The following is a 24977-nucleotide window of genomic DNA, read 5'->3' as shown; positions in this document are numbered from 1 at the left end:
CTCCCGCAACCATAGCGCGTAATTTCCGCAGCGAATTTCCTGCATTGGAAACCGCATCTGGAGATGCATGGCATTATCTTGATACTGCAGCCACCGCTCAAAAGGCGCAACCGGTGCTTGATGCGATCACGCGCGCTTATGGCCCGGACTATGCCACGGTCCATCGGGGCGTCTATGAGCGGTCGGCCAATATGACATTGGCTTATGAAGCGGCGCGCAAACGGGTCGCGAATTTTCTCGGTGCTGCGAGTGAAAAAGAAGTAATTTTCACGAGCGGTGCAACCGACAGTATCAATCTGGTTGCGGAAAGTTGGGGCCCTGCCAATATCGGCAAGGATGATCGCATCATGCTGTCGCAGCTTGAACATCACAGCAATATCGTCCCCTGGCAGATGCTCGCCGAGCGTGTCGGCGCGCATATTGATGTTGCGCCGTTGACCGCGGATGGGCAAATTGATCTCGATTGGATCGAAGCCCATTTGACAGAGCGTCACAAGCTGGTGGCGCTTGCTCATGTTTCCAATGTGCTGGGATCATTGCTTGACGCTAAACGCGCCGCTGAATTGGCGCATTTTCACGGTGCAAAATTATTGCTAGATGGCTGTCAGGCAGCGCCGCGCGTTCCAGTCAATGTGCAAGAACTGGGCTGTGATTTCTATGTTTTTTCCGGCCATAAAATCTATGGCCCGACCGGCATCGGTGCGCTGTGGGCGCCTTATGCGATTCTTGACGCCATGCCCCCATGGAAGGGCGGAGGATCGATGATTGACCGGGTTAGTTTTGACGGCACGACCTATGCCCCGCCACCTGGACGGTTTGAAGCGGGGACCCCGCATATTGCCGGTGTGGTAGGTCTTGATGCCGCTATACAATATGTCCAATCTATCGGATTGGACAGGATTTCCGATCATGAAAATGCCACTTTGGCAATGGCCCGCGAAGCTTTGTCTGGGATTAACAGTGTGCGGGTATTCGGTCCCGATAAGAGCATGGGCATATTGAGTTTTGCAGTCGGTGATGTGCATCCGCATGATGTCGCCACTATATTGGATGAAGGCGGTGTTGCCATTCGGGCGGGCCATCATTGTGCGCAGCCGCTTATGGATTATCTTAAAGTGCCAGCAACCGCTCGCGCCAGCTTCGGTATTTACAGCAATGCAGACGATGTCGCGGCATTGGTGACGGGCATTGAACGGGTTAGAAAAATTTTCGGGTAGGAATGAGCCATGAGTGAAGAACGCAAAATAGTGGTCGAGGAAGTCGACAGCGTGGAAAAGCCGCCATTGGCAAAAGTCGAGGATGCGGTTGATGAAAAACCCGCTCCGGTCACTGCACCCTCTCCCCATGAAGCGGAAAGCGATGCGAGCAAGCTCAATCGCAAGCGCGATTATCTGGAAGGCTTTCTCGCGCAACAGCCAAGCGAAGCATCCGCTGGTGAAGCGGGCGGCGATCTCTATGAAGCGGTGGTCGATACCTTGAAGTCGATTTATGACCCTGAGATTCCAGTGAATATCTATGATCTGGGACTAATTTATGGCGTCGAAATCACACCGGAAAATCACGCCATTGTCACGATGACTTTGACCACGCCGCATTGCCCGGTGGCCGAATCCATGCCCGGTGAAATCGAATTGCAAGTCGGTAGCGTGCCCGGCGTCGGCCATAGTGAAGTGAATCTCGTCTGGGATCCGCCATGGGACCCGCAAAAGATGAGCGACGAAGCGAAGCTGGAACTGGGGATGTTATGACTGGCACGGCAACGCTCTCTAAAGCTCCGGCTGCAACTGTTATTCGCGCAGATTATGGCAATGCGGACCACGCGGCTGATATTGTTAAGATGCTGCGCGCCTATGCAATGGATCCGATGGGCGGCGGTGAAGACCTGTCGTCGGAGGTGCAGGAAAATCTGGTGCCCGGATTGGCGGCGACACCGGCAGCCTCTTCTTTGCTGGCTTATGTCGACGGTCAACCTGCGGGTCTCGCCAATCTTATGACAACATTTTCCTCCTTTGGCGGCAAGCCATTGCTTAATATTCATGATATAGTGGTGGCAAAAGATTTTCGCGGCAGCGGCGTCGGACGCGCTCTGTTTGCAGAGATTGAGACAATCGCCCAAGAAAAGGGTGCCTGCAAAGTTACTTTGGAGGTGTTAGAAGGCAATATTCCGGCCAAAGCGCTTTATGCATCGCTTGGCTATGGGGATTATGTGCTCGACCCGGAAATGGGCAAGGCATTGTTTTGGCAGAAAAGGCTTTAGATATGACCGATGTAAAAACCAAAACCCGAGAAATTCCTGCAGCGATTATTTTGACGCCCGCAGCGGAGCAACGCATTGCTGACTTGATGGCTAAGGCTCCAGAGGATGTCATTGGCGTGAAATTGTCTACCCCGCGGCGCGGCTGTTCAGGTCTCGCCTATTCGGTTGATTATGTGACCGAGGAAGTGAAGTTTGACGAGAAGATCGTGACCCCCGGCGGCGTGTTCTATGTTGATGGGCCCAGCGTACTCTATCTGATTGGTTCGACCATGGACTGGCAGGAAGATGATTTCACTGCTGGCTTTGTGTTCAACAATCCCAATAGCAAAGGCGATTGCGGCTGCGGAGAGAGCTTTACGGTTTAATCGGCGCAGCCACCGATCAAAAATCTACTTCACTTGGATAATCTGTGTAAAAATCATTGTCCGCGCGGAAATTGATGAATGACATGCCAATGGTCATCTCCAGCGCTTCGACATAATGCCACCAACCAACCGGCAGGAACAAAGCCTCGCCGGGGCCAATCTCACATTGCCATAAATTTGGTCCTTGATCGCCTTGGGCTGTGATTTGTTCGGGAGATTGCCAAGTGCTGAAGCAATGTTTGTGATTGCGCATATGAGCGCTCTCATAAGGCGCAACCATGGTGACCCGTTTCCGGCCAGTTATTTGTAGCAGCAGGTTGTTGGTCAGGTCGTGATGAAAAGGTGTGATCGTCCCTTTCGGTCCCATCCAGAAAAACCCATCCAGCGCTTTGGTTGGTTTCAAGAGACTTATATCCCCGACATCATCCCACAATGGCGCGAGCGCTTTTTTGTTCACCGTGTCATTATTGGCGGTCATGTAAAAATCATTGCTGGTGTCGGTGCGGCGCAATGCGGCGACGAAATCCGCAAAGGTGACATTGCGCTTCAATTCATTGCTGGCAATTTCATAATCTTGTCGCGACAGCCGTTGGCCTTGCAACTCGATCATCGTGTTGCCCATTTTTCCGGCCAAAAAATCGAGTGACCATTTTCCCATTGCGGGCCAATGGTCAATCAATCCGGTTAATTTAACCGGCTGGCTGCGATGATAATAGTCACTGAAAAATCGGTCAGGGTCGATTTTGTCCACGACCGGAATATTCGCTTGTTTCCCGTTGTGGGATTCCTGCAACTTGCGGTAAATATCCAAGATCCAGTCGCGTTTGCGCACTTGGTTGCTCAGTTTCTTACCCGCCGCAAAAAGCGGATCTTGCATAGCGCGTCCGGCCTCATAGGCGGCGGCTTTCTCATTATACCCAGCTGCGACAAAGCGCGCGGCCAGCTGATCGAGAGGGCATCCTTCAATCAGCGCTCGAGCCAGCACTTCCCGTTTTCCGAGTTTGGTTTTGGATCTATATTTTACTGTCATGAAAGCGTCATATCAACGCGAGGTTGCAAAAAAAAGACGGTGAGTTTGAGCTACAGATTGTCCGCGCAATGAGATAGCCATAGCCATAGCCATAGCCGGGGCCAGGGGACTATTTCGGAATTTGCCAGCGGACTCTTGAGGCCCACATACTGTTGGTTGGTTTTCCAGCCTGATCGAGTGCTGGCGTAAATCGGCTCCGTTTCTTTACCATTATGCACGTCTGCTCATCAAGCGATGCGTAGCCACTTGATTTTTTAACGATACAGTCTGTGGTACGGCCTTGTGAATCGACGACAAGCACGAATCCCACTGTTCCTTGATGACCTCTTCGAAGCGAGTAGCTCGGGTAGTCAAAAGCCCTAGCCCATCCACCAGGATTGTTTTCAGGATATGGCTGTTTCGAAAGCTTTTCCAATTCACTATAATCAACGCCAAAGCTCGCATAGAGATTTCTCTGACATTGCTCGAGAGCCTTATAAACAGACTTCATTCCGTTAAGCCTGAGGGCAATTTCGGGGTATTTTTTGGTCTTCATCCGCAAAGTGACCGCGTCAGGTAAATTTTGTAGGAAGTTCATATCAAATCCATAGACTTGCCAAGCCAACAGGTCTTCTTTGCGGATCCTTTGAATAAACGCCTTTTTCGTCAGTTTTTTTGATGTTTCATCGATCGAAAATTCGATCTTTTCTTCCCAAGAGCCTTCTTTGTCGCGCGGTTTCGTTAGCAAAAACAAGCTGGCACCGCTGAGTTGGAACGATTGTGAAATCTGGAGCTGTAATTCGTCAGTATTACTTTTGAAGATGCGTTTTAAGTCGCAAGAACTTTTCCCATAATTGATATTCCATGGAGAATGTGTTGCATAAACTTCCGCATGAACTTTCGCAGGGACGGAGACGGATGCGAGCAACAGAAATATGAGAAAAATGCGAAACATAATAGCTTGGTAACAGGAAATCCCGACGCAATCACGCCGGGATTTCTATATCTTGTCATCCCGAACTTGGTGCGGGATCTAATTCTCGGTTCGCGGCTATCGTTCGATTGATGCTGAAACAAATTCAACATGCATGCCGAGGCGGCTGGTTTTCGTTTAAACCTTCTCAGTCAATTCCGGCACCGCGTTAAACAGATCCGCAACCAGGCCGATATCGGCAATCTGGAAAATCGGCGCGTCTTCGTCTTTGTTGATCGCGACGATTGTTTTGGAATCTTTCATACCTGCAAGATGCTGGATCGCGCCGGAAATGCCGATGGCGATATAGACTTCGGGAGCCACAATCTTGCCGGTTTGACCGACCTGATAATCATTGGGGACATAGCCTGCATCGACCGCGGCGCGTGAAGCGCCAATGCCAGCGCCGAGTTTGTCGGCGAGCGGCGTGATCACTTCTTCGAATTTCTCGGAAGAGCCCAGAGCGCGGCCACCGGATACGATGATCTTCGCGCTGGTCAGTTCCGGACGTTCGGACTTGGCGATTTCTTCGCTGACGAAGCTGGACAGGCCGGATTCGCCGGCGCCGGTGACGCCTTCGATTGATGCAGAGCCACCTTCAGCGGCCGCCTTGTCAAACGCCGTACCGCGTACGGTGATGACTTTCTTGGCATCGGACGATTTGACGGTAGCGATCGCGTTACCCGCGTAAATTGGCCGCGTGAACGTGTCTTCGCTCTCGACCGAAAGTATGTCGGAAATCTGCATCACGTCGAGCAGAGCGGCAACCCGCGGAGCGATGTTTTTGCCGGTTGTGGTAGCCGGTGCGAGAAATGCATCATGGCTTTCCATCAAGCTTGCAACTAGGGGTGCGACATTTTCGGCAAGCTGATTAGCGAGCGCGGCGTCATCAGCGACATGCACCGTGCTGACACCGGCAACTTTAGCGGCTTGCTCACCAACACTGGCGCAGCCAGAGCCAGCAACAAGGGCATGGACTTCGCCCAGTTGGGACGCGGCAGTTACAACCGCCAGCGTCGCGTCTTTCATGTCCGTATTGTCATGTTCTACGAGTACAAGAGTCTTCATCAGATGGCTCCTACAGCTTTAAGTTTGGCGACCAGCGCATCCACATCTTCAACCTTTTCACCGGCCTGACGGACAGGCGGCTCGGAGACATTGGTGGTGGTGAGGCGGGGAGAAATATCGACGCCGTAATCGGCGGGCGTTTTTTCATCGAGGGGCTTTTTCTTCGCCTTCATGATGTTCGGCAGCGATGCATAACGTGGCTCGTTCAGACGCAGATCGGTGGTGACCACGGCTGGCAAGTTCAGTTTGACCGTTTGCAGGCCGCCGTCAATCTCACGCTTCACTTCGACGCTATCGCCATCCAGCGACACCGTATTTGCAAATGTGCCTTGTCCCCAACCGAGCAATGCGGCGAGCATTTGGCCGGTTTGGTTCGAATCGTCATCAATGGCTTGCTTGCCGGTAATGACCAGTTGCGGAGCTTCTTCTTCTACGATTTTCGCGAGAATTTTCGCAACGCCCAATGGCTCGACTTCTTCGTCCGTCATCACCAGTATCGCGCGATCCGCGCCCATGGCGAGCGCCGTGCGCAAAGTTTCTTGCGCCTTTTGCGGGCCCACGGAAACAGCCACGATTTCTTCTGCTTTACCGGCCTCTTTCAGGCGGATGGCCTCTTCGACGGAAATTTCGTCAAAAGGGTTCATCGACATTTTTACATTGGCGAGATCGACGCCGCTACCGTCGGATTTGACCCGCGGTTTCACGTTATAATCTATCACCCGTTTTACGGGCACCAGGATTTTCATTGCTGTTTCCTTCTTTAAAATTCTGCGAACGCCTTAGCTTACGTTCACGTAAACGTCAAATATCGATGTTGCGCCGCACCATTGCTGATCTGGCAGTGGACGCCAAGCTGTCCTTTGTGCCTAATCAGGCGCGTCAGGACGCATTTTTCACTTGGGCAACAATTTTCTTCGCGGCATCGCCCAGATCATCGGCAGAAACAATCGGCAGACCGCTATTGGCAAGAATTTCCTTACCCTTAGCAACATTCGTTCCTTCCAGACGCACCACCAGAGGTACGGACAAGTCCACTTCCTTTGCAGCGGTGACAATGCCTTCCGCGATAATATCGCATTTCATGATGCCGCCGAAAATATTGACCAAAATACCTTCTACGGCAGGATCGGCCAGAATAATCTTGAACGCAGCGGTGACCTTCTCGGTCGTTGCTCCGCCGCCGACATCGAGGAAATTGGCAGGAAATGCTCCATTGAGCTTGATAATATCCATGGTTGCCATCGCAAGGCCAGCGCCATTGACCATGCAGCCAATATTGCCGTCAAGTTTGATATAGGCGAGGTCATATTTGGACGCTTCGACTTCTGCGGGATCTTCTTCGGTGACATCGCGCAGTTCCATCAAATTGGGGTGGCGCATCAAGGCATTGCCATCAAAGCTCATTTTTGTATCGAGCACCAGCAGCTGGGCGTCTTTGGTTTCCACGAGCGGATTAATTTCCAGCATTTCGCAGTCCATATCGGTAAAGGCGGTATAGAGCTGCTTTCCGAGCTTTTGGGCTTGCTTGTTGAGGTCACCAGAAAGACCCAAGGCAAAAGCCATGGCGCGGCCATGATGCGGCATAAAGCCCTGTGCGGGATCAATAGTGATGGTTTTGATTTTTTCAGGCGTGTTATGCGCGACATCTTCAATGTCCATACCGCCTTCGGTGGACACGATCATGGCAATGCGCCCGGTGGCCCGGTCTACCAGCATCGAAAGATAATATTCTTCGGCAATGTCTACGCCATCAGTTACATAGAGACGATTAACCTGCTTGCCTTCGTCACCCGTTTGGATGGTAACCAATGTGTTGCCTAGCATTTCTGTCGCATTGTCTCGCACAGCATCGATTGATTTTGACAGTCTGACACCGCCGCTCGCATCCGCACCCAATTCTTTAAACTTGCCTTTTCCGCGGCCACCAGCGTGGATCTGGGCTTTGACAACATAAAGCGGTCCAGGCAGTTTTTCGGCCGCTGCGACGGCTTCGTCGACGGTGAGCGCTGCATGACCAGCGGGAATGCCGATGCCATATTTTGCGAGTTGTTCTTTGGCCTGATATTCATGGATGTTCATGGGACGGGCAGCGCCTTTCTTATCGGTTCAGTTAGCGAGTCTCGCGAAGGGCTAAAGCACAGTCAGGTGGTGATTTCTACCCCGATTTACGATAATATCTCGGAAAAGCCAGCCATCATAAAGACAATTGCATCGCGCAGCGCCGATCCAGCGGCAAGCCATTGGCTTTTTCGAGATCAAAGATGGATAAAAGCCGCGCGGACAGCTGATTGTCTGGCAGAGTTTGAAATCCCAATTGCACATAAAATTGTTCGTTAAATGGAAGCTGGCGAAATGTAGTCAGGGTAATCGCCGCGCTCGCCTGATGTCGCGCTTGTTCGATCAATGCAGCGATCAAGGCCCTGCCGATTCCACGCTTTTGATAATCCTGATGCACGGCCAATTCCCAGATGTGATATTCTTCATCAAATTGTTCGGCGGTCAGAAATCCGATCAATTGGCCGTCGGGAACTTCGGCGACCCAGACCATTTGCTGCTTTATCCAATGCAATTGTTGCTCTGCCGAGAGCACATCATCTTGCGCAACCCATTCCAGTCCCGGCACGGATAAAAAGGCCGATCCGGCGGACCGTTCAATTGCCGGCAGGGCTTCGGCATCTTCGGCAACGGCTTTACGATAAGCGATGATTTGATCCGCCGCGGTCATTTTACCGCGCAGATTAAACCGGATGATCCCACGACAGCCAATATTTCTGGGTCCTGTAGCGCCTTGGTGCGTTTGACAAATTCGTTCACACTAATATCGCCGGGTTCCTGCTTTCTCAATTTGGCAAGGCCGTTGAGCTTGTTGATCTGAATCAAGGACAAGCGGTCAATCATCCGCTCCGCCATACAGCTGGAAACCGGTTTGGACAGGCCAGCGCTGATCAAGCCATTGCGTATCCGCGTCTCCGGTGTTGTGCAGGCCGCGAGGCACAGCACAAGCAGGAATCCGGCGATACGGCGCTGGCAGATCATGCGCTTTTTGCAGCCAATGCAATGGCTTCCAGAACCACTTTGCGGGCTTCCTCGGCGTCGCCCCATTTGCCCACACGCACCCATTTTTCTGGCTCCAAGTCTTTGTAATGGGTAAAGAAATGCTCAATCTGCTGCATCACAATTTCGGGAAGATCGCCGCCTTCGCCAATCGAGCGATAATAAGGAAAAGTGGCGTCAATCGGCACGCAGAGCAGCTTTTCATCACCGCCATGCTCATCTTCAAGATTGAGCACGGCAATCGGCCGGCAGCGCACGACACATCCGGGCATGAAGGGCGAACGCGCGACAACCAACGCGTCCAAAGGATCGCCATCGGGAGACAATGTATGGGGAATAAAGCCATAATTGGCGGGGTAGCGCATCGGAGTGTGAAGGATCCGATCAACGAATAAGGCTCCGGAATCCTTGTCAAATTCATATTTAACCGGTTCGCCGCCAACCGGCACCTCGATTATCACGTTGAGGCTTTCAGGCGGATTGTCGCCGATCGAAATTTTGCTGATGTCCATGTAAAGATGGTCCTGTCATTTGGTTTTTGGCTTTAACAGCCGGTCAATGCCCCCTTCTGTCTGGTCATCCTCTCCAGCAGTTTCATCTGCTATGATTTTTTCAAGGTGCGGATAGCGAAGCCCACCTGAATAATCGACCATAAAATTGCTATATTGGTCATCATTTTTCGCAAAAATTTCTATTTTTTTTGTTTTTCCGCGATTTTCTTCAATCGCCTGGGTCATTGTGTCCGGGGTATAAGCTTTGCCATTGACAGCTGTTACGGTCAGGCCGGATTTGAGCCCGGCTTGAAAAGCAGGGCCGCCCCAGACAACCGATTTGACGATGCCTTTGTCACTCATCACCATGCCAATGCTATGGCTGAGGTCCATATGTTGGCGGCGTTTGTCATTGGCGCTGATAAATTCGCTGCGCGTCGCATTATAGACCAGCTTATATCCCCCCAGAGCTAGCCCGTTTTTGGGGGCTTCCTGTGAGGTCTGATCCACCCGTTCTGCAATAAAGTTGACCCAGTCATAGGGCTGCACAGCGTTTAAAGCGCTGATAACGGCGGCCCGATCATAGGTGATCACACCATAATCGCCATTTTTGCCTTTGAAAAAGCGGCGCGCAAAATTTTCGAGCGATTTTTTGCCGCCTGATTCCCGGCGGATAATGCCATCGGCCTCGAGCCAAATTAGCAAGCCTTCATTATAATAATCTTCCTGCCTTTGCCAGCTGCTCCAAGGCTTGGGACGGCGAGCGGCGACGATGGGATCATGGGTGGTATCGATGAGCGGGCGCCATTGCCGGCCCACGCGCTGGTCCATGCCCGCCGCGATAGCGGCAATCGCGTCCAGCGTATCCTGTTTGGTGTACAGCCCGGATCGGGCGCCCAGCACATAACCCCAAAATTGTGTCTGTCCTTCATAGACCCATAATAAATTGTCGCGCATCGGCTGCCGAAAATCAGGAGTCCACATTCCTACTGGGCGGCGATATTTTCCATTCCAGCTATGGACAATTTCATGCGGCAATAAGTTGCGGCGTCCTGGGCCCTTGTCCCATTCGGTAAAATATTCGCGGTTCACACCATTTTCCGAAGAGCGATGATGTTCGAGCCCGATGCCGCCCATTTCCTCGGTGAGAGCGAGCAAAAAATCATAGCGATCATAAGGATGGCTCCCAAACAGTGCCTCGGCTTCGCGCACCAATTTGCTATGTTTTGCGATTTGGGATTTGGTTGGTTTCAGATATTTGGCATCGTCCGCGACGATGTTCAAATGAGCGCGGCGGCTGAGCCGATAGGTCTGGAAAAATTTCCCAGCAAAAACCGGACTGTCGACCAATGTGTCATAGTCAACGGTCTTGTAAAAAAAGCTGCTGCCTTCGCGTTTGGTGGCGCGCAAGCTGGTCGCGGCTTGCCAGCCATTGGGATAGATGGCCGTTGCTTGCACTGGAATTTGCCGCACATAATAGCCTGCTGGATAGAGAGAGACTTGATGCCAGCGCAAATTGAGCATCGCGGGCGCCATCACAATCCGACCTTGTGTGCTGGTGGTGGCCGAGACAAATTCAAAGGCGGCAACAATTTCATCAATGCCCTCTGGAACATCGATATGAAAGGCATAGACGTCGACATCGTCGCGGACCCATTGCAGCTTTTTATCGCCGGCAAAAATTTGCAATCCCGAAAGTTTTTCAATTTCTCCTCGCGGCGCATGATTGCCGGGTAGCCATTCAGGATAGAGCAGTGTCATCCGACCGGGTTTGACCACCGGTATGCTCTGGGTAATTTTGAATATGCCTTGTTTGTTGTCACGCGCGTCGACAACCAGCTCCATGGTGCCGGGATAAGGTTGGTCAACCGGTTCAGGAATGCTATTTTTCGGCGCACTATATTGCGGTTTGCTCAAATTATCCGGCATGACCTGCGCATGGCCAGGGGCGGCTTGCCACAGAAGGAAACCTGCCGCCGCAACAAGGCCGGATAAGACAGTGATACGCATATTCGAGAGTCCCCTGCAGAAATATAACGGACCGAATGCCGCGTTTTTCCGGTAAGGTCCAGTATATATGAGCAGAAAAAGCTATTCCGCTTTACCGGAACTGTCGCTAAAGCGCCTTTCAGACAAAAGGTATAAAATGGCAAAGACACAAACACCACAGGCCGTGCGAGGCACGCAAGACATATTTGGCGATGCACAGGAGCGCTTCCAACATGTTGTGGAAACGTTTGAAAATTTGCGCCGGCTTTATGGCTTTAAGGGCGTACAAATGCCGGTTTTTGAGCCGACTGCTGTATTTGCCCGGTCCCTTGGCGAGACCACTGATGTTGTCTCCAAGGAAATGTATAGTTTTGAAGATCGCGGCGGCGATAGCTTGACCTTGCGACCGGAATTTACCGCCGGCATATCGCGCGCCTTTCTAACCAATGGCTGGCAGCAGCATGCGCCCATGAAACTATCGGCTCATGGCCCGCTGTTCCGCTATGAACGGCCACAAAAAGGGCGCTATCGTCAGTTTCACCAGCTGGATGCTGAAATTATCGGAGCGGGTGAAGCCGCGGCCGATGTGGAATTGCTCTGCTTTGCCGATCAGCTGCTGAGTGAATTGGGTATAGCCGAGGGCGTGACCCTGCAGCTCAATACATTGGGCGATGCCGAAAGCCGCGATGCATGGCGCGATGCGCTGGTTGATCATTTTCAAGCCCACAGGGCCGACTTGTCACCGGATAGTCAAGATCGGCTTAGCCGCAATCCGCTGCGGATACTCGACAGCAAAGAAAAGCAGGACCGGCCGATAGCCGACAGTGCGCCTGATATTGATGCCTATCTTTCCAGCGAGGCGCAGGAATTTTTTGCCGAAGTGACAGAAGGTCTCGATGCTTGCAATGTGGCTTGGACGCGCAACAGCCGTTTGGTGCGCGGTCTCGATTATTATCGCCACACTGCGTTTGAATTTGTCACCGACCAGTTGGGCGCGCAGGGCACGGTATTGGCTGGTGGCCGCTATGACGGATTGATTGAATCGCTGGGCGGATCTGCCACACCGGCAGTCGGCTGGGCGGCGGGAATTGAGCGGCTGGGGATGTTGCTCGAAGAGGCGCCGGAGCAGGCGATTGAAGTCGCGATTTTGCCTCAGGGCGATTCTGCGATCAAGGCTGCATTGTCTGCGGCCCAGCAAATACGCCATGCGAAATTTTCGGCAGAGATATTGCGCAGTGGCAAGTTTAAAAAGCGCATGGCCAGAGCCAATCAAATGGGGGCTGCCGCGGTGATCATCATTGGCGAAGACGAGCTTGCAACGGGCACTGTCCAGTTCAAAATCCTTGCTAGCGGAGAGCAGCTGGAAATGGACATGGCGGCGGCGATCGAAAAAATGTGGGACATAAGATTCTCAGCTGATCTGGACAGTTTTGGAGCCGATCTTGATGAATTGGAACAGCAAGTGGCGCAATTGGGAGACGAAGATTGACCACAATCACGCCCCAACGCATTGCCCAGATAGAAGCGCGTTTTGCTGAATTGCAGGCCATGATGGCGTCGGGCAATCTTGACGGCGATAAATTTGTCGAGGTCTCCAAGGAATATGCCGAGATAGAACCGGTAGCCAAAGCCGCTGCCGAGGTCCAGAGCCTGCGCGACGAGCAGGTTGGGCTTGAGGAAATGCTGGCCGGTGATGATGCTGAAATGAAGGCAATGGCGGCCGATGAAGTCGATGGCGTCAAGAAGGCCTTGGAAAAGGCGGAGCATGCGCTTGCGCTGAAATTATTGCCACGGGATAGCGCCGATGATCGTCCAGCTATGCTTGAAATTCGGGCGGGCACGGGCGGTGATGAAGCGGCGCTTTTCGCGGGAGACCTTTACCGCATGTATAGCCGTTTTGCCGATGAGCAAGGCTGGAAGGTTGAGCTGATCTCCGCCAATGCGTCGGAAGTTGGCGGATTCAAGGAAGTGGTCGCTAATATTAACGGCAAAGGCGTGTTTGCCAAATTGAAGTTTGAATCCGGAGTGCACCGGGTCCAGCGTGTCCCCGAAACCGAAAGCGGCGGACGCATTCACACATCAGCGGCCACGGTTGCAATTCTGCCGGAACCGGAAGAAGTTGATATTGCCATTCGCACTGAAGATTTGCGCATCGACACCTATCGCGCGAGCGGTGCGGGCGGACAGCATGTCAACAAGACCGATAGCGCCATTCGGATCACGCATTTGCCCACGGGTCTGGTGGTGCAATGTCAGGATGGCAAGTCGCAGCATAAGAATAAAGCGCAGGCGATGAAAGTGCTCGCCGCCCGGCTTTATGAGCAGGAACGCGACGCCGTGCAGAGCGAAGAGGCGGAAGCGCGCAAGTCGATGGTCGGTTCTGGCGACCGCTCTGAGCGCATTCGCACCTATAATTATCCGCAAGGCCGCGTGACCGATCATCGCATCAACCTGACATTGCACAAGCTTCCTGAAATTGTCGAAGGCGGCGCCCTGGGAGAGATGATCGACGCTCTAATCGCGGAAGACGAAGCCAGCCGGCTTGCCAATTTGGATGGCTGATGTTGCGGCCATCTTACGAGACGCAGCGCAAGAATTGAAAATTGTCAGCGAGACGCCGCGTTTGGATGCAGAACTGCTGTTGAGCCATGCGCTGGGGATTAGCCGACCGCAATTGTTGCTCAGACTTCCCGATATTGAAACGGTGGACGGTTTTGCAGCCTTGGTCGCACGCCGCAAAGCCCATGAACCGATTGCCCATATTGTCGGGGAACGAGAATTTTGGAGCCTGAACTTTCTGGTTTCACCGGATGTTTTGATACCGCGACCAGATAGCGAAATATTGATTGAACTGGCGGTGGAAATAGGAACGCGCGCTGCGCCGCAGCGCATTCTTGATCTCGGGACCGGCAGCGGAGCATTATTGCTCGCCGCATTGTCCGAATTTCCGACCGCCACAGGGGTTGGCGTGGATGTCAGTCCACCAGCGCTGGCGGTGGCGCATAACAATGCGGACCGTCTCTTATTGACTGACCGCATTGCATTTCTATTGCACGATTGGAACGAGCCAGAATGGGCTCAATCCATTGACGGGCCATTTCAGCTGATTCTGGCCAATCCTCCTTATGTTTCGACTCAGCTTTCCCTGTCGCGCGAAGTCGCAGATTATGAGCCTCATGGCGCTTTGTTCGCGGGAGAAGAAGGTCTAGATGATTATCAAAAAATCATTCCGGCGCTGGGAGATTTATTGGCGGATAATGGCGTTGTGTTGCTGGAAATTGGCTTTGATCAGGCAGAAAAAGTCGCGAAATTGGCTGAATCTCATGGATATTCCGTCGAATCCAAAAAAGATTTAGGTGGCAATGACCGGGTATTGATCCTGCGTTGAGCAGCATGCATGCAAAATTCGCTTGGATTTGCTTTATGAAGCGGCTAAGGATGTTTCAGGCCCAGAGGATTTCTGGCAATTCCCCTAAAATCGCTGGCCTACCCCCATATTGATAATATTGCTGATGTCCGGCGATTATTTATCTTTTTTGGGTTGCCGCAGATAAGGATCTGCAGCGCGGGAATCACCTTTTGTGGGTGATACATAACAGGAAAGACCGAGTTTATTAACGGTATAAGGACACTCAGACTTTGATGAATAATCGTCAGGCCGGCGGCCGTCGCCGTGGCCGGAATAATAATAATCGCAACCAGAATAACCGCGGAGGCGGTGGTATCGACCGGGACAACCGGATTGATAACCGGGCGCGTGGAAACGCCGCTCAGATGCTGGATAAATACAAGAAAATGGCGCAAGATGCCCAAGTTAATGGGGACCGCGTCAACGCGGAATATTATCATCAATTCGCAGACCATTATTTTCGCGTCAACGCGGATAGTCAGGCGCGCCGGGAAGAGCAGCGACTGGCCCGTGAAGAACAGCAGCGCAATCAAAATAGTGAGCGCAACGACACGATGAACGAGGGCGGGGATCAAGACGATGCTGACCGTCAAGAGCGCAGCGGACGCGGGCGACAACAGCGTGATCGCCGGCCAGCCAATACCGATCAAAATGATGCAGGTGCCGGCGATGGTGCGGATGCTGAGACGGTGGCCGAGAAAAAACCCGTCCGGGCGCGCCGACCGCGCAAAGCGCCAGCGGAACCGGCCGAGGCCAATGGCGAAGCCAATGGTCTGGATGCTAGCGCACTGCCGCCAGCTATTTCGATTCAATCAGACGATGACGCGGCGGTTGACGTCGAGAAAAAGCCAGCCCGGAAACGCCGGACGGTAAAAGCCAAATCGGTTGATTCAGAAACACCGGAAGAAGGCGACACCGCCTGATTTAATCGGCTTTGTCTGCCAAGGCGGTCTTGAGCCAATCTGGCACGGGAAAGCCGGTGATATCATTGACCCGGCGATGTTCGACAGATAATCCAAGATCAGGATAGGCGACGCGCTGTCTTTTTTCATCGGCTTGATCGAGCGGGACAACAACTATCCGGCGATTGACTTTTTGCCGATAGTTCATCCGTGCGGTATTTTCCTGTCCGACATAGCAGCCCTTGGTAAAGCTAACGCCGTTTAATTCGGCCGCATTGCATTCCAGCCATAGCGTTTTGTCGCTGCCCAGTTCTTCTTGGCCTTCGGTCACGCCGAATGACAAGCGGTGGGTTTTATAGGCAAGATCGGCGCTCGCAGCGGTTTGGTTATCAGATAGCCATCTTTGACCCAATTGTGAGAGACGGGGGTCTGCTGGCTGGTCCGCAGCCGTCAAGGACCAATGCACCGCTTGAGTTTCATCAATTTCAATCGCGATTTTGCGGCGGAGGCGATAGAGTTTTAAGCGTTTTACTAGCGTTTCGGCATATGCCTTTTCACAATCGACGAGTATGTCCTGCCCATCGGCCCACAAGAAAAAATCAAACAGGACTTTGCCTTGCGCGGTTAACAGCGCAGCCCATTGAGCCCCGTCGGATTGCACCGCCTGCATGTCCTGGGTAACCAAACCCTGCAGAAATTCTCGGCAATCTTCCGCAGAGTCCGATGGAGATATACGAATTATGGCACGCTGAATAAGTCTGGTTTCGGTCATGCAGATTAGGTAGGGACGCTGAGCGTTAAAAGAAAGCCCAAAACATGAATCAGCCCGTCAATGAAATCACGATTAGACAGCCGGATGATTGGCATGTCCATTTGCGCGATGGCGACATGTTGCACTCTGTAGCGAGCTATACGGCGCGACAATTTAACCGGGCTATTGTGATGCCCAACCTTTCTCCACCAGTGACCGACATGGCCGCAGCCGCAGCCTATCGCGAACGGATCAGACAAGCCGCCGCCGGCTATCCAGACTTTGAGCCGTTGATGACTTGTTATCTGACCGACAGTTCGGATGCACAAAATATCGCGGAAGGTTTCCAAGAAAAAATATTCACAGCAGCCAAATTATATCCGGCCAATGCCACGACAAATAGCGCGCATGGCGTGACCGATATTGCCAATATCCTTCAGGTTCTGGAGCGCATGCAAGATATCGGGATGCCTTTGCTAATCCACGGGGAGGTGACCGATGCGGATATTGATATATTTGATCGTGAAGCGGTGTTTATCGAGCGAATCTTGTCCAATATTGTCGAAAAATTACCCGACCTGAAAGTGGTGTTTGAGCATATCACAACTGCTGATGCGGTTGATTTTGTCCAATCAACCGGGCCGAATATTGGCGCCACTATTACGCCGCAGCATCTGCATATTAATCGCAATGCGATGTTTGAAGGAGGGATTCGTCCGCACGCTTATTGTTTGCCAGTCGCTAAGCGCGAGCAGCACCGCCAAGCGCTACGAACGGCTGCAACATCAGGTTCACCTAAGTTTTTCTTAGGCACGGACAGCGCTCCCCATGAACAATATGCGAAGGAGTCGGCCTGCGGCTGTGCAGGAATATTCAATGCACCTTTTGCACTGGAAAGCTATGCCGCCGTTTTTGAGGAAGAAGAAGCGCTCGACAAGCTCGAAGGCTTTGCATCGGTCCATGGCCCCAATTTCTATGGCCTGCCGTTGAATGAAGGCACGGTTACCTTGCGCCGATCCGACACGCTTATTCCCGAGACTCTGGAAGCCGGTGGGGCGACTATTATTCCGTTTCACGCTGGGCAGACATTGGCTTGGCAAATCGCCGCATCGACGGATTAAGTTGTGCGGGTTTTTTTCACCGCATTGCTAAAAATAGCGTCGGCAGAAAATAAGGCCAGACTGGTCCAGATCAGCAAGAAACAGATAATATGCGATGTGGATAGTGGCTCGCGATACAAAAATACGCCGATCAAAAATTGCAAAGTCGGGGCGAGATATTGAAACAGGCCGATGGTGCTCAATTTCATTTTCTTTACCGCAGCGGCGAATAAGGTCAACGGTGTGGCCGTCACAATTGCACCGCCGAGCAAGAGCAGGGTGATCGACCAATTGTCTCCAAAATGGGTCGTGGTCGTGGGCGCTGTTGTGCCAAAACTAACCCATGCGAGGAAGAGCGCAAAGGGCACAAATAAGAAGCTGGTTTCCAAGGTCAGGCCGACCACTGGTCCGACCACGGCAATTTTACGCACCAGTCCATAAAAACCCCAAGAGCCCGCCAGCGCCAAGCTAATCCACAATGTCTGCCATGCTTCGATGGCCAATATTGAGACGCCAAGCGCGGCAATGGCAACCGCTATCCATTGATTGCGGCTCAATTTTTCTTTTAGGAAGACGCTCGCCAGGAAGACACTGAGCAAGGGGCTGATAAAATAGCCCAGACTGGCGGCCAGAATGTGGTTGCTTTGGACCGCCCAGACATAAACCAGCCAATTGGCCGCGATTAGCAGGGATGTGGCAAATAATGCAGAGCGGGTTTTGGGGTCCGCCCATGCATCCCGTAATCCCTTCAGATTTTTGCGAAAGTAAAGCAGGATCAAAAGCAAGGGCACAGACCATAAGATACGATGCGCGACAACCTCCATCGGAGCCACGCTTTCCAGCAGCTTGAAATAGATCGGCATGACACCCCAAAAGGTGCAAGCCAATATTGCTTGGAAAAGCCCCAATCGACTAGTCGAATTCTCGTCTGCCATAGGATCGCGCCTAGGCTTCAGCGTTTAGGCTGGCAATATAAATTAGTTTTGCCCGTTGATACCAAAGCTGTTTTGCCTGATAAGTTTTGCTGGCAGATACTGCGTTTAAATGATCCCGCCGCCAATCCAAAGACGGAATGCGCAAATACACATAACGATCAAGCAAAAATACATACCACTGCTGCGGGATGAAATCAGGCCGAACAGAGCACCGACACCAGCAATGGGTAAAATCAGCCAATTGGTCCAACCCAATAAGGGGACGAGACCAACAAAAGCGAGAATAAGGGCGATACCGCCAATGAGTATAGAAATGATATTAGCCATAACTGTATTATATACATAAACCACCTAAATTGCAAGTGTTTCTATGTGATTAGGGTCGTGATAAGACAATTGGCTGGAGGAGCAAGGCGATGGCTATTGATGACATAATCTTAGAAACAGAGCGTTTAATCATGCGTCCGCCGCAGGGCGATGATTTTGAGTCTTGGGTCCAGTTTCAAGCGGATGAAGCGACCATGACATATTTGGGCGGAGTGAAGAGCCGGTCTGAAAGTTGGCGTGATCTTTGCGCGTTGATCGGGGCCTGGCGGGTTCGCGGCTATGCGATGTTCTCGCTCCTGCTCAAAGAGAATAACCAATGGATCGGCCGTGTCGGTCCCTGGTACCCAGATGGGTGGCCAGGGACGGAGGTGGGATGGGGCGTCGCGCCCGCTTACGCGGGGCAAGGCTATGCCTTGGAAGCCGCCGTGGCATCGATGAACTATGCCGTCGATATTTTGGGATGGACCGATATTTGCCATACGATTGATCCGCAAAATCTGGCATCGATCAAATTGGCAAAGCGGGTCGGCTCAACCAATCGCGGCCCAACCCAATTGCCCGCTCCTTATCAGGATGCCCGGGTTGACGATTGGGGGCAATCGCGCGAACAATGGTTAGAAAATAGAAAGCAGTTTGCATAAACGGCTGCCTAGGGAGAATGACAAATGGCTGAAGACCGATATCTGGATCCAACACGGGAGAGTTTCGATGCGTTTAAGGCGTTGCCGCGTGACGTTCCTATCAACATGCTGAACTTATTGCGGTTTCATTCAGACGCGCAATATCCGGATGACCATCCCAATGCTGGCAAGGGGTGGACCGGCGCCCGTGCCTATGAGGAATATGGCAAAACCAGTGGGCCCATTTTCACGCGTGTTGGCGGAACGATTATTTGGCGTGGACAAATGGAAGCCATGGTGATTGGCCCTGATGACAAGCAATGGGATAGTTCATTCATCGCCCGATACCCGCATAGCGGCGCGTTTATGGAAATGGTCACCGATCCGGAATATCAAAAAGCCGTGGTCAATCGGCAAGCCGCGGTATTGACCTCCCGGCTCATTCGGTTCGGAGAGTTGGAAGGGGCGGACGGATTTGGCTGACCATCGCCTGTGCAGGCTAGCCCAGAATCCCAAAATGGCACAAGTGGTTAACAGAAGATTGGCGGTTTAACTACGTTTCCTAACAGAAAATTAACGCTTTTTGGTGCAATCGGTGCTGCATATTCAGGAGCATTTTGCATGACAAAACTTACTCGTTCTTTCTTGCTGGCAGCGTCGGCCTGTGCATTGCCGCTAACCTTGGCTGCTTGTGGCAGCAACGAGGGCAATGAAGCCGAATTGGCGGAATTGGATGATAATCTTACCGCTGACCCGGCAATGAATGATGCATTGGAAGATCAAATATTGGTCGATCCCAATCTCACGGATCAAGCCAATGGAAATGCCATTCGGGGCGCCAATGGGGCTATTAATGGCAAAGTTCCACCGGCTGGCGGCAAAGCAGCGGCCAACGCCCAGTTTGAAGGCAAAATGCTTAGTGCACCCAAGCCGCGCAACATGACGTCTGATGACGAATGTACCAGTTGCGGCGGTTCTGAAGGGGTTACCCTTGGCGCCAAAGCCGAAGCGCAAAGCGCACGGCGAGGCAAAGGAACATGCGATCAAAAGCTAACCTATGACATGGGTTGGGCCAACCGCATGCCACCTGAATTTCCAGTCTATCCCCAAGCCAATGTCAAGGAAGCCGCCGGCGTTGAAGGTGGGCTTTGCGATATTCGCGTGGTCAGTTTTTCAACCACCAGCGCCATGAAAAATGTTGTCGACTATTATTACACGCAAGCCAAACGCGGCGGATATAGTGCAGAATATTTGCTGCGCGGCAGCGAGCATGTTCTGGGTGGAACCCGGACGTCAGATGATGGCGCCTATGTGATTACGCTGAACAAGCGCTCCGGTGGCGGAACTGTGGTGGATATTGTCGCGAGCAACGGGCGGTAAATCCCAAACAGAATAGCTTATACGTCAGATTTTCGCATTTCACATATCTGACGGAGGAAGGGGTGGCCTTGGCCGCCCCTTTTGCTTGGTCAGCAGCCCCTATTCACGATAGCTTCCGCCGCCATCCACCGTGATATCATTGGCCGTCGTAAAGCTGCTGGCGTCGCTGGCTAGCCAGAGCATCGCATCGGCCACTTCGGTGGCGAGACCCACTCGGTTAATCGGATGATTGCGATTAAAGACTTCCACAGCCTCATCATGCGGTCCGGGATAGGCCGCAAGATAGCGTTGATACATCGGTGTATCAATTGCGCCCGGGTGCACGGTATTTACGCGCACCGGATATTTCTCGGCGGCGCAATGCAGGGCGAGAGATTTGCTCAGTGATGTAACAGCTGCCTTGCTCGCACAATAAGCGGCAAATTGCGCCCCTGGGCGCATCGCCAGCATCGAACCGATATTGACAATACTGCCATCTTCTCCGCTTTCAATAATCGCCGGAAGACCCAGCCGGCAGCCGTTAAAAGTCCCGTGGAGATTTATATCAATGGTGCGGTTCCAGCTGTCCAGATCAACCTCGTCAACAGATCCAGGCTCGGAAATGCCCGCAACGTTGAACAAAGTGGTCATTTTGCCGAATTTAGCTTTGGTGGCCGCGATAGCCGCCTCCCATTGGTCGAGGTCCCGAACGTCCAGTCCAACCGCTGCCGCCCGATCGCCCAAGGCGCTGGCGTGGGCCTGTGCCTTTTCCAGTTGAATATCCGCCAGCATGACGGAACCGCCTTCTTCCACAAAACGCTGTCCGGCTGTTCCGCCGATACCTTCAGCGCCGCCTGAAATCAGCGCCACTTTTCCATCCATCATTCCCATAGTCAGCCCTTTTTGATTATCAGCGTTTGTCAAAAGTCAGTGGTAGATTGGCCAGACCGCGCAACATCATATTGGGCGGATAGTTAAGTTCGGCGCCTGATGCGATCTGAATATTATCCACACGCTTGGCAAATTCCTGAAAAGAGACCGTCATCTCCTTGCGTGACAACATATTGCCGACACACATGTGAATGCCTTTGCCAAAGGCCAAATGCGTGCGCGCATTCTTCCGATCGACTTGAAAGGAATTGGGGTTTTCAAATTGTTTGGGATCGCGATTGGCCGCATGATAACGCATCATCACCATTGCCCCCTTTGGAAGCATCACACCGCCCAATTCTGCATCGCGGTGCATGACCCGCCAGATACCGGAAGAGCCGCTCGACATCCGCAACACTTCTTCCACGGCATTGGGAATCAACGAAGGATCGTCCTGAATCTTTTTATATTGGTCCGGATTGCTTGCGAAAAGTTTCAGCCCTTCTCCTAGCGCGGCGGTGGTGGTTTCATTGCCCGCGACCATCAGTTGCTGAACGATAGAAAGCGATTCGGCGTCATCGAGAGGCCGTTCTCCATCGACTTGAGCATTGACCAGATCGGATAAAATATCATTTTTCGCTTCTTGGCGCCGGGCATCCATATTGGCTTTCAACGCATGCTGATATTCGACCACTTCCCGTTCGGTTTCCAATTGCCGCTCTCGAGTCATCATCCCGGAGAGGCGATCAACAAATGCGTTGGTCCAGCGTTTAATCGTATCGGCATCCGCCACATCCAATCCAAGCTGCACGGCAATGGTCCGAACGGGCATGGGGATGGCATATTCTGCCATGAATTCACATTCGCCCTTGTCGATAAATTTATCGATCAGTTCGGTCGACATATCGCGAATACTGTCTTCCAGCTTGTTCACTTTCGGCATGGAAAAGGCGAGATTAACAAGCTTGCGAAATCGGGTGTGTACGGGCTGATCCGCGGTCAATAGCGTGTTAACCTGCGGCCAACCTTGCTCTTGAATGGCAACCAGTTCTTTGTCATTGGCGAGCTCTTCAGCAGATGTGCCACCGGACAATTGAGCGTTAAAATTATTGGAAAAATCATCTAGCCTGCCGACCGCCTCGGAAATTAAATCATAGTCGAGTACGACATAGGCTCCGCTGGCTTCGTCCAGAAAAACCGGACTTTTGGCGCGCTGTTCTTCATAAAATTCAAAAGGGTCAACCAATATATCGGGTTGAAACAGAGATTTGGAAACCGCTTCGTTCATGGCATTATTCCTGTTTGAGATTAATCAAAAGCCGGCGTCGGGACGCCCTCTGCATTGTAAACCGGGCCTTCTGCATCAACGCGATATTTGGCGCTTACGGCGTTGGTCAGACCAAAGCTGCCAATATGTTCCAGCATGCTGGCATAATGAACATCTTTGAAATGCTGCGCGAGCGCGGCTTCGTCGGTCCATTCTTCAAAGACTTCAATCCGTGCCGGATTGCTCATATCGGCGCACCAGCTATAGCACAGACATCCTTCTTGGGAGAGCGCGCCATCAATATAGGGTTGCGCCTTTTTCAGACATTCTTCGCGGGTTGCCGGATCCACATCAATATGGGCAGCGATCAATATTTTGGCCATGAATTTCTATTCCTCTAAAGCTTTTGTCCGCCCAGTTGAGCGACGACATTGAAGATACGTTTTTTGTAAAGCCATTGGCCGTCAATTTTCACAAATTCATCGTCATAGCGGCCCCCAGCAATACGCGGCTGCCCGTTTTCAACGAGAATTTCATGCGTTTGATAGCGCCCTGATGCGGTGTCGCCATGAATTTCCAAGCTGCCGGGAATGCCAAGAAAGCTCACCGCATCAAATTGGCTCATCGCCCCGTTCCAGAGATTTACAATATTATCCCGTCCGGTGACTTCCGTCCCCATGAGGGACCATATCGCATCTTCGGTCCACAACGCGCCCCAATCCTCGGGGTCGGTCCGCAACACGGCATCACAATAGGCATCATGCAATTCCCGGATTGCCAGCCGGTCTTCTATTGGTCCTGAAAACATGGACTCATCCTCTCCTCTTTATGGGAGAGATTACACGGTAAAAGCGCTGGATATGCAAGCTGCCATAAGTGCTAGGAAAGGGGTTTTAATCGCCGCTAATCCGTTCGATATCAGCGCCGACGGCTGCCAGTTTTTCTTCCAGCCGTTCATAGCCCCGATCGAGATGGTAGATGCGCTGAAGCTGCGTTTCTCCTTCGGCGGCCAAGGCAGCAATCACCAGACTCATCGATGCGCGCAGGTCGGTGGCCATAACTGGCGCCCCGGTCATTTTTTCGACACCGCGGACCACCGCGGTTCTGCCCTTGGTTTCAATATCGGCGCCCATGCGGTTGAGTTCGGGCACGTGCATATAGCGATTTTCAAATATGGTTTCGGTAAGCACGCTGGCACCATCAGCCATGCACAGCATTGCCATCAGTTGTGCCTGCATATCGGTTGCCAGGCCCGGATAGGGTGCAGTTTCCAGCGTCAGCGGCCGTAACGTCCCGTTGGCTGCAACCTTGATACCCTTGCGATGGGGATCAATTGACAGCCCAGCTTCTGCCAATGCGGCCAATGTCGCTTCCATCTCGTCCGCTTTGGCCCCCACCAAATCCACTTCTCCACCGGCTATACCCACAGCACAGGCATAGCTACCCGCCTCAATGCGATCGGCCATGACGCGATAGGTACAACCGTGCAGGCGCGCGACGCCATGGATAGTCAGGTCTGAAGAACCAATGCCTTCAATTTCAGCGCCCATCGCTACCAGCATGTTGCAAAGATCGATAATTTCGGGTTCCCGGGCGGCATTTTTCAATCGGCTTTCCCCATTGGCAAGCACCGCTGCCATAAGGGCATTTTCGGTGGCGCCGACAGACACGACAGGGAAGGTAAATTCCCCTCCTGGCAAGCCGCCATCTGGTTGTCTTGCAGTGACATAGCCGCTGGTTGTTTCGATAATCGCACCCAAGGCTTCGATCGCTTTGAGATGCAAATCAATCGGCCGGTTGCCAATGGCACAGCCGCCAGGAAGAGAGACCCGGCATTCCCCGGCCCGCGCCAATAATGGTCCTAGCACCAATATTGATGCACGCATTTTGCGGACAATATCATAAGGCGCTTCGGTCGATGTAATCTTTCCGGCTTTGAGCGTCATGACACGGCCAAAATCTTCCGGCCGAGCCCCTTCAATGGTTGTGGAAACGCCGAGTTGATTGAGCAAATGTCCAAAACTATCGACATCCGCCAAGCGCGGAAGATTGCGCAAGGTGACCGGTTCTTCGGTGAGCAGGGCGCATGGCAACAAAGTCAGCGCGCTATTTTTTGCACCGGAAATGGGAATGGGGCCAGACAGCGTTTTACCGCCGCGAATTGATATAATATCCATGGCAGTGGTTTAACGAAATTGCTCCGCTGCGCAAGACCCGCAACACAATGTCCG

29 protein-coding genes are annotated in these 24977 nt (G+C 52.4%); 12 read left to right on the top strand and 17 right to left on the bottom strand.

Going from position 1 to position 24977, the window contains the following annotated elements; all coding sequences use genetic code 11:
• The first annotated feature begins 11 nt into the window (after positions 1–11).
• From ABJU74_RS07820 to ABJU74_RS07805, 4 genes are read left to right on the top strand one after another with little or no spacing between them, the layout of a single operon-like run.
• Positions 12–1217 (top strand): SufS family cysteine desulfurase, encoded by a 1206-nt coding sequence (locus ABJU74_RS07820; protein ID WP_348384022.1) that lies wholly within the window; start codon positions 12–14, stop codon positions 1215–1217.
• A gap of 9 nt (positions 1218–1226) precedes the next feature.
• Entirely contained in the window at positions 1227–1748 is a 522-nt protein-coding gene (locus ABJU74_RS07815) for an SUF system Fe-S cluster assembly protein (protein ID WP_348383606.1), read from the top strand.
• Positions 1745–2257, top strand: coding sequence for a GNAT family N-acetyltransferase (locus tag ABJU74_RS07810; RefSeq protein WP_348383607.1), 513 nt, complete (start codon positions 1745–1747; stop codon positions 2255–2257). Before ABJU74_RS07815 ends, ABJU74_RS07810 begins: the two co-directional genes overlap by 4 nt.
• Positions 2258–2259: 2 nt before the next feature.
• A complete protein-coding gene (locus tag ABJU74_RS07805; RefSeq protein WP_348383608.1) occupies positions 2260–2622 on the top strand; it encodes an iron-sulfur cluster assembly accessory protein in 363 nt (120 codons plus the stop codon).
• A 16-nt stretch (positions 2623–2638) separates the two neighbouring features.
• Here the strand turns inward: ABJU74_RS07805 and ABJU74_RS07800 are convergent, their stop codons facing one another.
• From ABJU74_RS07800 to ABJU74_RS07760, 9 genes are all read right to left on the bottom strand, one after another.
• Positions 2639–3652 (bottom strand): cupin-like domain-containing protein, encoded by a 1014-nt coding sequence (locus tag ABJU74_RS07800; protein ID WP_348383609.1) that lies wholly within the window; start codon positions 3650–3652, stop codon positions 2639–2641.
• A 109-nt stretch (positions 3653–3761) separates the two neighbouring features.
• A complete protein-coding gene (locus ABJU74_RS07795) occupies positions 3762–4586 on the bottom strand; it encodes an energy transducer TonB (protein WP_348383610.1) in 825 nt (274 codons plus the stop codon).
• Between the two features lie 156 nt (positions 4587–4742).
• The gene (locus ABJU74_RS07790) at positions 4743–5672 is read right to left on the bottom strand and encodes an electron transfer flavoprotein subunit alpha/FixB family protein (RefSeq protein ID WP_348383611.1); all 930 of its coding nucleotides are present in this window, start codon (positions 5670–5672) and stop codon (positions 4743–4745) included.
• Positions 5672–6418, bottom strand: a complete 747-nt coding sequence (locus ABJU74_RS07785) for an electron transfer flavoprotein subunit beta/FixA family protein (protein ID WP_348383612.1) — start codon at positions 6416–6418, stop codon at positions 5672–5674. The genes ABJU74_RS07790 and ABJU74_RS07785 overlap by 1 nt, the downstream gene beginning before the upstream one ends.
• A 133-nt stretch (positions 6419–6551) precedes the next feature.
• Positions 6552–7751 carry an ADP-forming succinate--CoA ligase subunit beta gene (gene sucC / locus ABJU74_RS07780; RefSeq protein ID WP_348383613.1) on the bottom strand — a complete coding sequence of 400 codons (1200 nt, stop codon included), beginning with the start codon at positions 7749–7751 and terminating at the stop codon, positions 6552–6554.
• Positions 7752–7866: 115 nt separating this feature from the next.
• Entirely contained in the window at positions 7867–8397 is a 531-nt protein-coding gene (locus ABJU74_RS07775) for a GNAT family N-acetyltransferase (RefSeq protein WP_348383614.1), read from the bottom strand.
• Positions 8394–8708 (bottom strand): hypothetical protein, encoded by a 315-nt coding sequence (locus ABJU74_RS07770; protein ID WP_348383615.1) that lies wholly within the window; start codon positions 8706–8708, stop codon positions 8394–8396. The genes ABJU74_RS07775 and ABJU74_RS07770 overlap by 4 nt, the downstream gene beginning before the upstream one ends.
• Positions 8705–9238, bottom strand: a complete 534-nt coding sequence (ppa, locus tag ABJU74_RS07765; RefSeq protein WP_348383616.1) for an inorganic diphosphatase — start codon at positions 9236–9238, stop codon at positions 8705–8707. The genes ABJU74_RS07770 and ppa overlap by 4 nt, the downstream gene beginning before the upstream one ends.
• A gap of 15 nt (positions 9239–9253) precedes the next feature.
• Positions 9254–11227 (bottom strand): peptidase M61, encoded by a 1974-nt coding sequence (locus ABJU74_RS07760; RefSeq protein WP_348383617.1) that lies wholly within the window; start codon positions 11225–11227, stop codon positions 9254–9256.
• Between the two features lie 136 nt (positions 11228–11363).
• On the opposite strand from ABJU74_RS07760, the gene hisS reads away from it, so the two are divergent.
• From hisS to ABJU74_RS07740, 4 genes are all read left to right on the top strand, one after another.
• Positions 11364–12695, top strand: coding sequence for a histidine--tRNA ligase (gene hisS / locus ABJU74_RS07755; RefSeq protein WP_348383618.1), 1332 nt, complete (start codon positions 11364–11366; stop codon positions 12693–12695).
• Positions 12692–13768, top strand: coding sequence for a peptide chain release factor 1 (gene prfA / locus ABJU74_RS07750; protein ID WP_348383619.1), 1077 nt, complete (start codon positions 12692–12694; stop codon positions 13766–13768). The genes hisS and prfA overlap by 4 nt, the downstream gene beginning before the upstream one ends.
• Complete coding sequence (gene prmC, locus ABJU74_RS07745; RefSeq protein ID WP_348383620.1) at positions 13761–14594, top strand: peptide chain release factor N(5)-glutamine methyltransferase; 834 nt, start codon at positions 13761–13763, stop codon at positions 14592–14594. Before prfA ends, prmC begins: the two co-directional genes overlap by 8 nt.
• A gap of 254 nt (positions 14595–14848) precedes the next feature.
• Complete coding sequence (locus ABJU74_RS07740; RefSeq protein WP_348384023.1) at positions 14849–15538, top strand: DUF4167 domain-containing protein; 690 nt, start codon at positions 14849–14851, stop codon at positions 15536–15538.
• Between the two features lies 1 nt (position 15539).
• On the opposite strand, the gene ABJU74_RS07735 is transcribed toward ABJU74_RS07740, so the two are convergent.
• Entirely contained in the window at positions 15540–16289 is a 750-nt protein-coding gene (locus tag ABJU74_RS07735) for a folate-binding protein (protein WP_348383621.1), read from the bottom strand.
• 44 nt (positions 16290–16333) lie between these two features.
• Here ABJU74_RS07735 and pyrC point away from each other — a divergent pair, with 44 nt between their 5' ends.
• Positions 16334–17389: a dihydroorotase gene (pyrC, locus tag ABJU74_RS07730; protein ID WP_348383622.1), complete on the top strand. Its 1056-nt coding sequence runs from the start codon at positions 16334–16336 to the stop codon at positions 17387–17389.
• On the opposite strand, the gene rarD is transcribed toward pyrC, so the two are convergent.
• The gene (gene rarD / locus ABJU74_RS07725) at positions 17386–18303 is read right to left on the bottom strand and encodes an EamA family transporter RarD (protein ID WP_348383623.1); all 918 of its coding nucleotides are present in this window, start codon (positions 18301–18303) and stop codon (positions 17386–17388) included. The two genes, pyrC and rarD, sit on opposite strands and share 4 nt — an antisense overlap.
• Before the next feature lie 105 nt (positions 18304–18408).
• Entirely contained in the window at positions 18409–18630 is a 222-nt protein-coding gene (locus ABJU74_RS07720; RefSeq protein ID WP_348383624.1) for a hypothetical protein, read from the bottom strand.
• Positions 18631–18719: 89 nt separating this feature from the next.
• Between ABJU74_RS07720 and ABJU74_RS07715 the strand changes: the two genes are divergently transcribed.
• The 3 genes from ABJU74_RS07715 to ABJU74_RS07705 all read left to right on the top strand — a co-directional run bounded on the left by ABJU74_RS07715 (position 18720) and on the right by ABJU74_RS07705 (position 20630).
• Positions 18720–19271 carry a GNAT family N-acetyltransferase gene (locus ABJU74_RS07715; RefSeq protein ID WP_348383625.1) on the top strand — a complete coding sequence of 184 codons (552 nt, stop codon included), beginning with the start codon at positions 18720–18722 and terminating at the stop codon, positions 19269–19271.
• Between the two features lie 24 nt (positions 19272–19295).
• Entirely contained in the window at positions 19296–19733 is a 438-nt protein-coding gene (locus ABJU74_RS07710) for a DUF1330 domain-containing protein (protein WP_348383626.1), read from the top strand.
• Between the two features lie 138 nt (positions 19734–19871).
• The gene (locus tag ABJU74_RS07705; protein WP_348383627.1) at positions 19872–20630 is read left to right on the top strand and encodes a hypothetical protein; all 759 of its coding nucleotides are present in this window, start codon (positions 19872–19874) and stop codon (positions 20628–20630) included.
• A gap of 99 nt (positions 20631–20729) precedes the next feature.
• Here ABJU74_RS07705 and ABJU74_RS07700 read toward each other — a convergent pair whose 3' ends face one another.
• From ABJU74_RS07700 to murA, 5 genes are all read right to left on the bottom strand, one after another.
• Positions 20730–21500: an SDR family oxidoreductase gene (locus ABJU74_RS07700; RefSeq protein WP_348383628.1), complete on the bottom strand. Its 771-nt coding sequence runs from the start codon at positions 21498–21500 to the stop codon at positions 20730–20732.
• A 19-nt stretch (positions 21501–21519) separates the two neighbouring features.
• Complete coding sequence (locus tag ABJU74_RS07695) at positions 21520–22767, bottom strand: cytochrome P450 (protein ID WP_348383629.1); 1248 nt, start codon at positions 22765–22767, stop codon at positions 21520–21522.
• A 20-nt stretch (positions 22768–22787) separates the two neighbouring features.
• Entirely contained in the window at positions 22788–23129 is a 342-nt protein-coding gene (locus ABJU74_RS07690; RefSeq protein ID WP_348383630.1) for an antibiotic biosynthesis monooxygenase, read from the bottom strand.
• A 14-nt stretch (positions 23130–23143) separates the two neighbouring features.
• Entirely contained in the window at positions 23144–23554 is a 411-nt protein-coding gene (locus tag ABJU74_RS07685) for a nuclear transport factor 2 family protein (protein WP_348383631.1), read from the bottom strand.
• Between the two features lie 85 nt (positions 23555–23639).
• Positions 23640–24923 (bottom strand): UDP-N-acetylglucosamine 1-carboxyvinyltransferase, encoded by a 1284-nt coding sequence (murA, locus tag ABJU74_RS07680; RefSeq protein WP_348383632.1) that lies wholly within the window; start codon positions 24921–24923, stop codon positions 23640–23642.
• Positions 24924–24977 lie beyond the last annotated feature (54 nt).

The organism is Parasphingorhabdus sp. (assembly GCF_039982415.1).
Classification (GTDB): Bacteria; Pseudomonadota; Alphaproteobacteria; order Sphingomonadales; family Sphingomonadaceae; genus Parasphingorhabdus.
The sequence above is the reverse complement of the archived record's forward strand: the minus strand, read 5'-3'. Positions and strand labels throughout refer to the sequence as shown.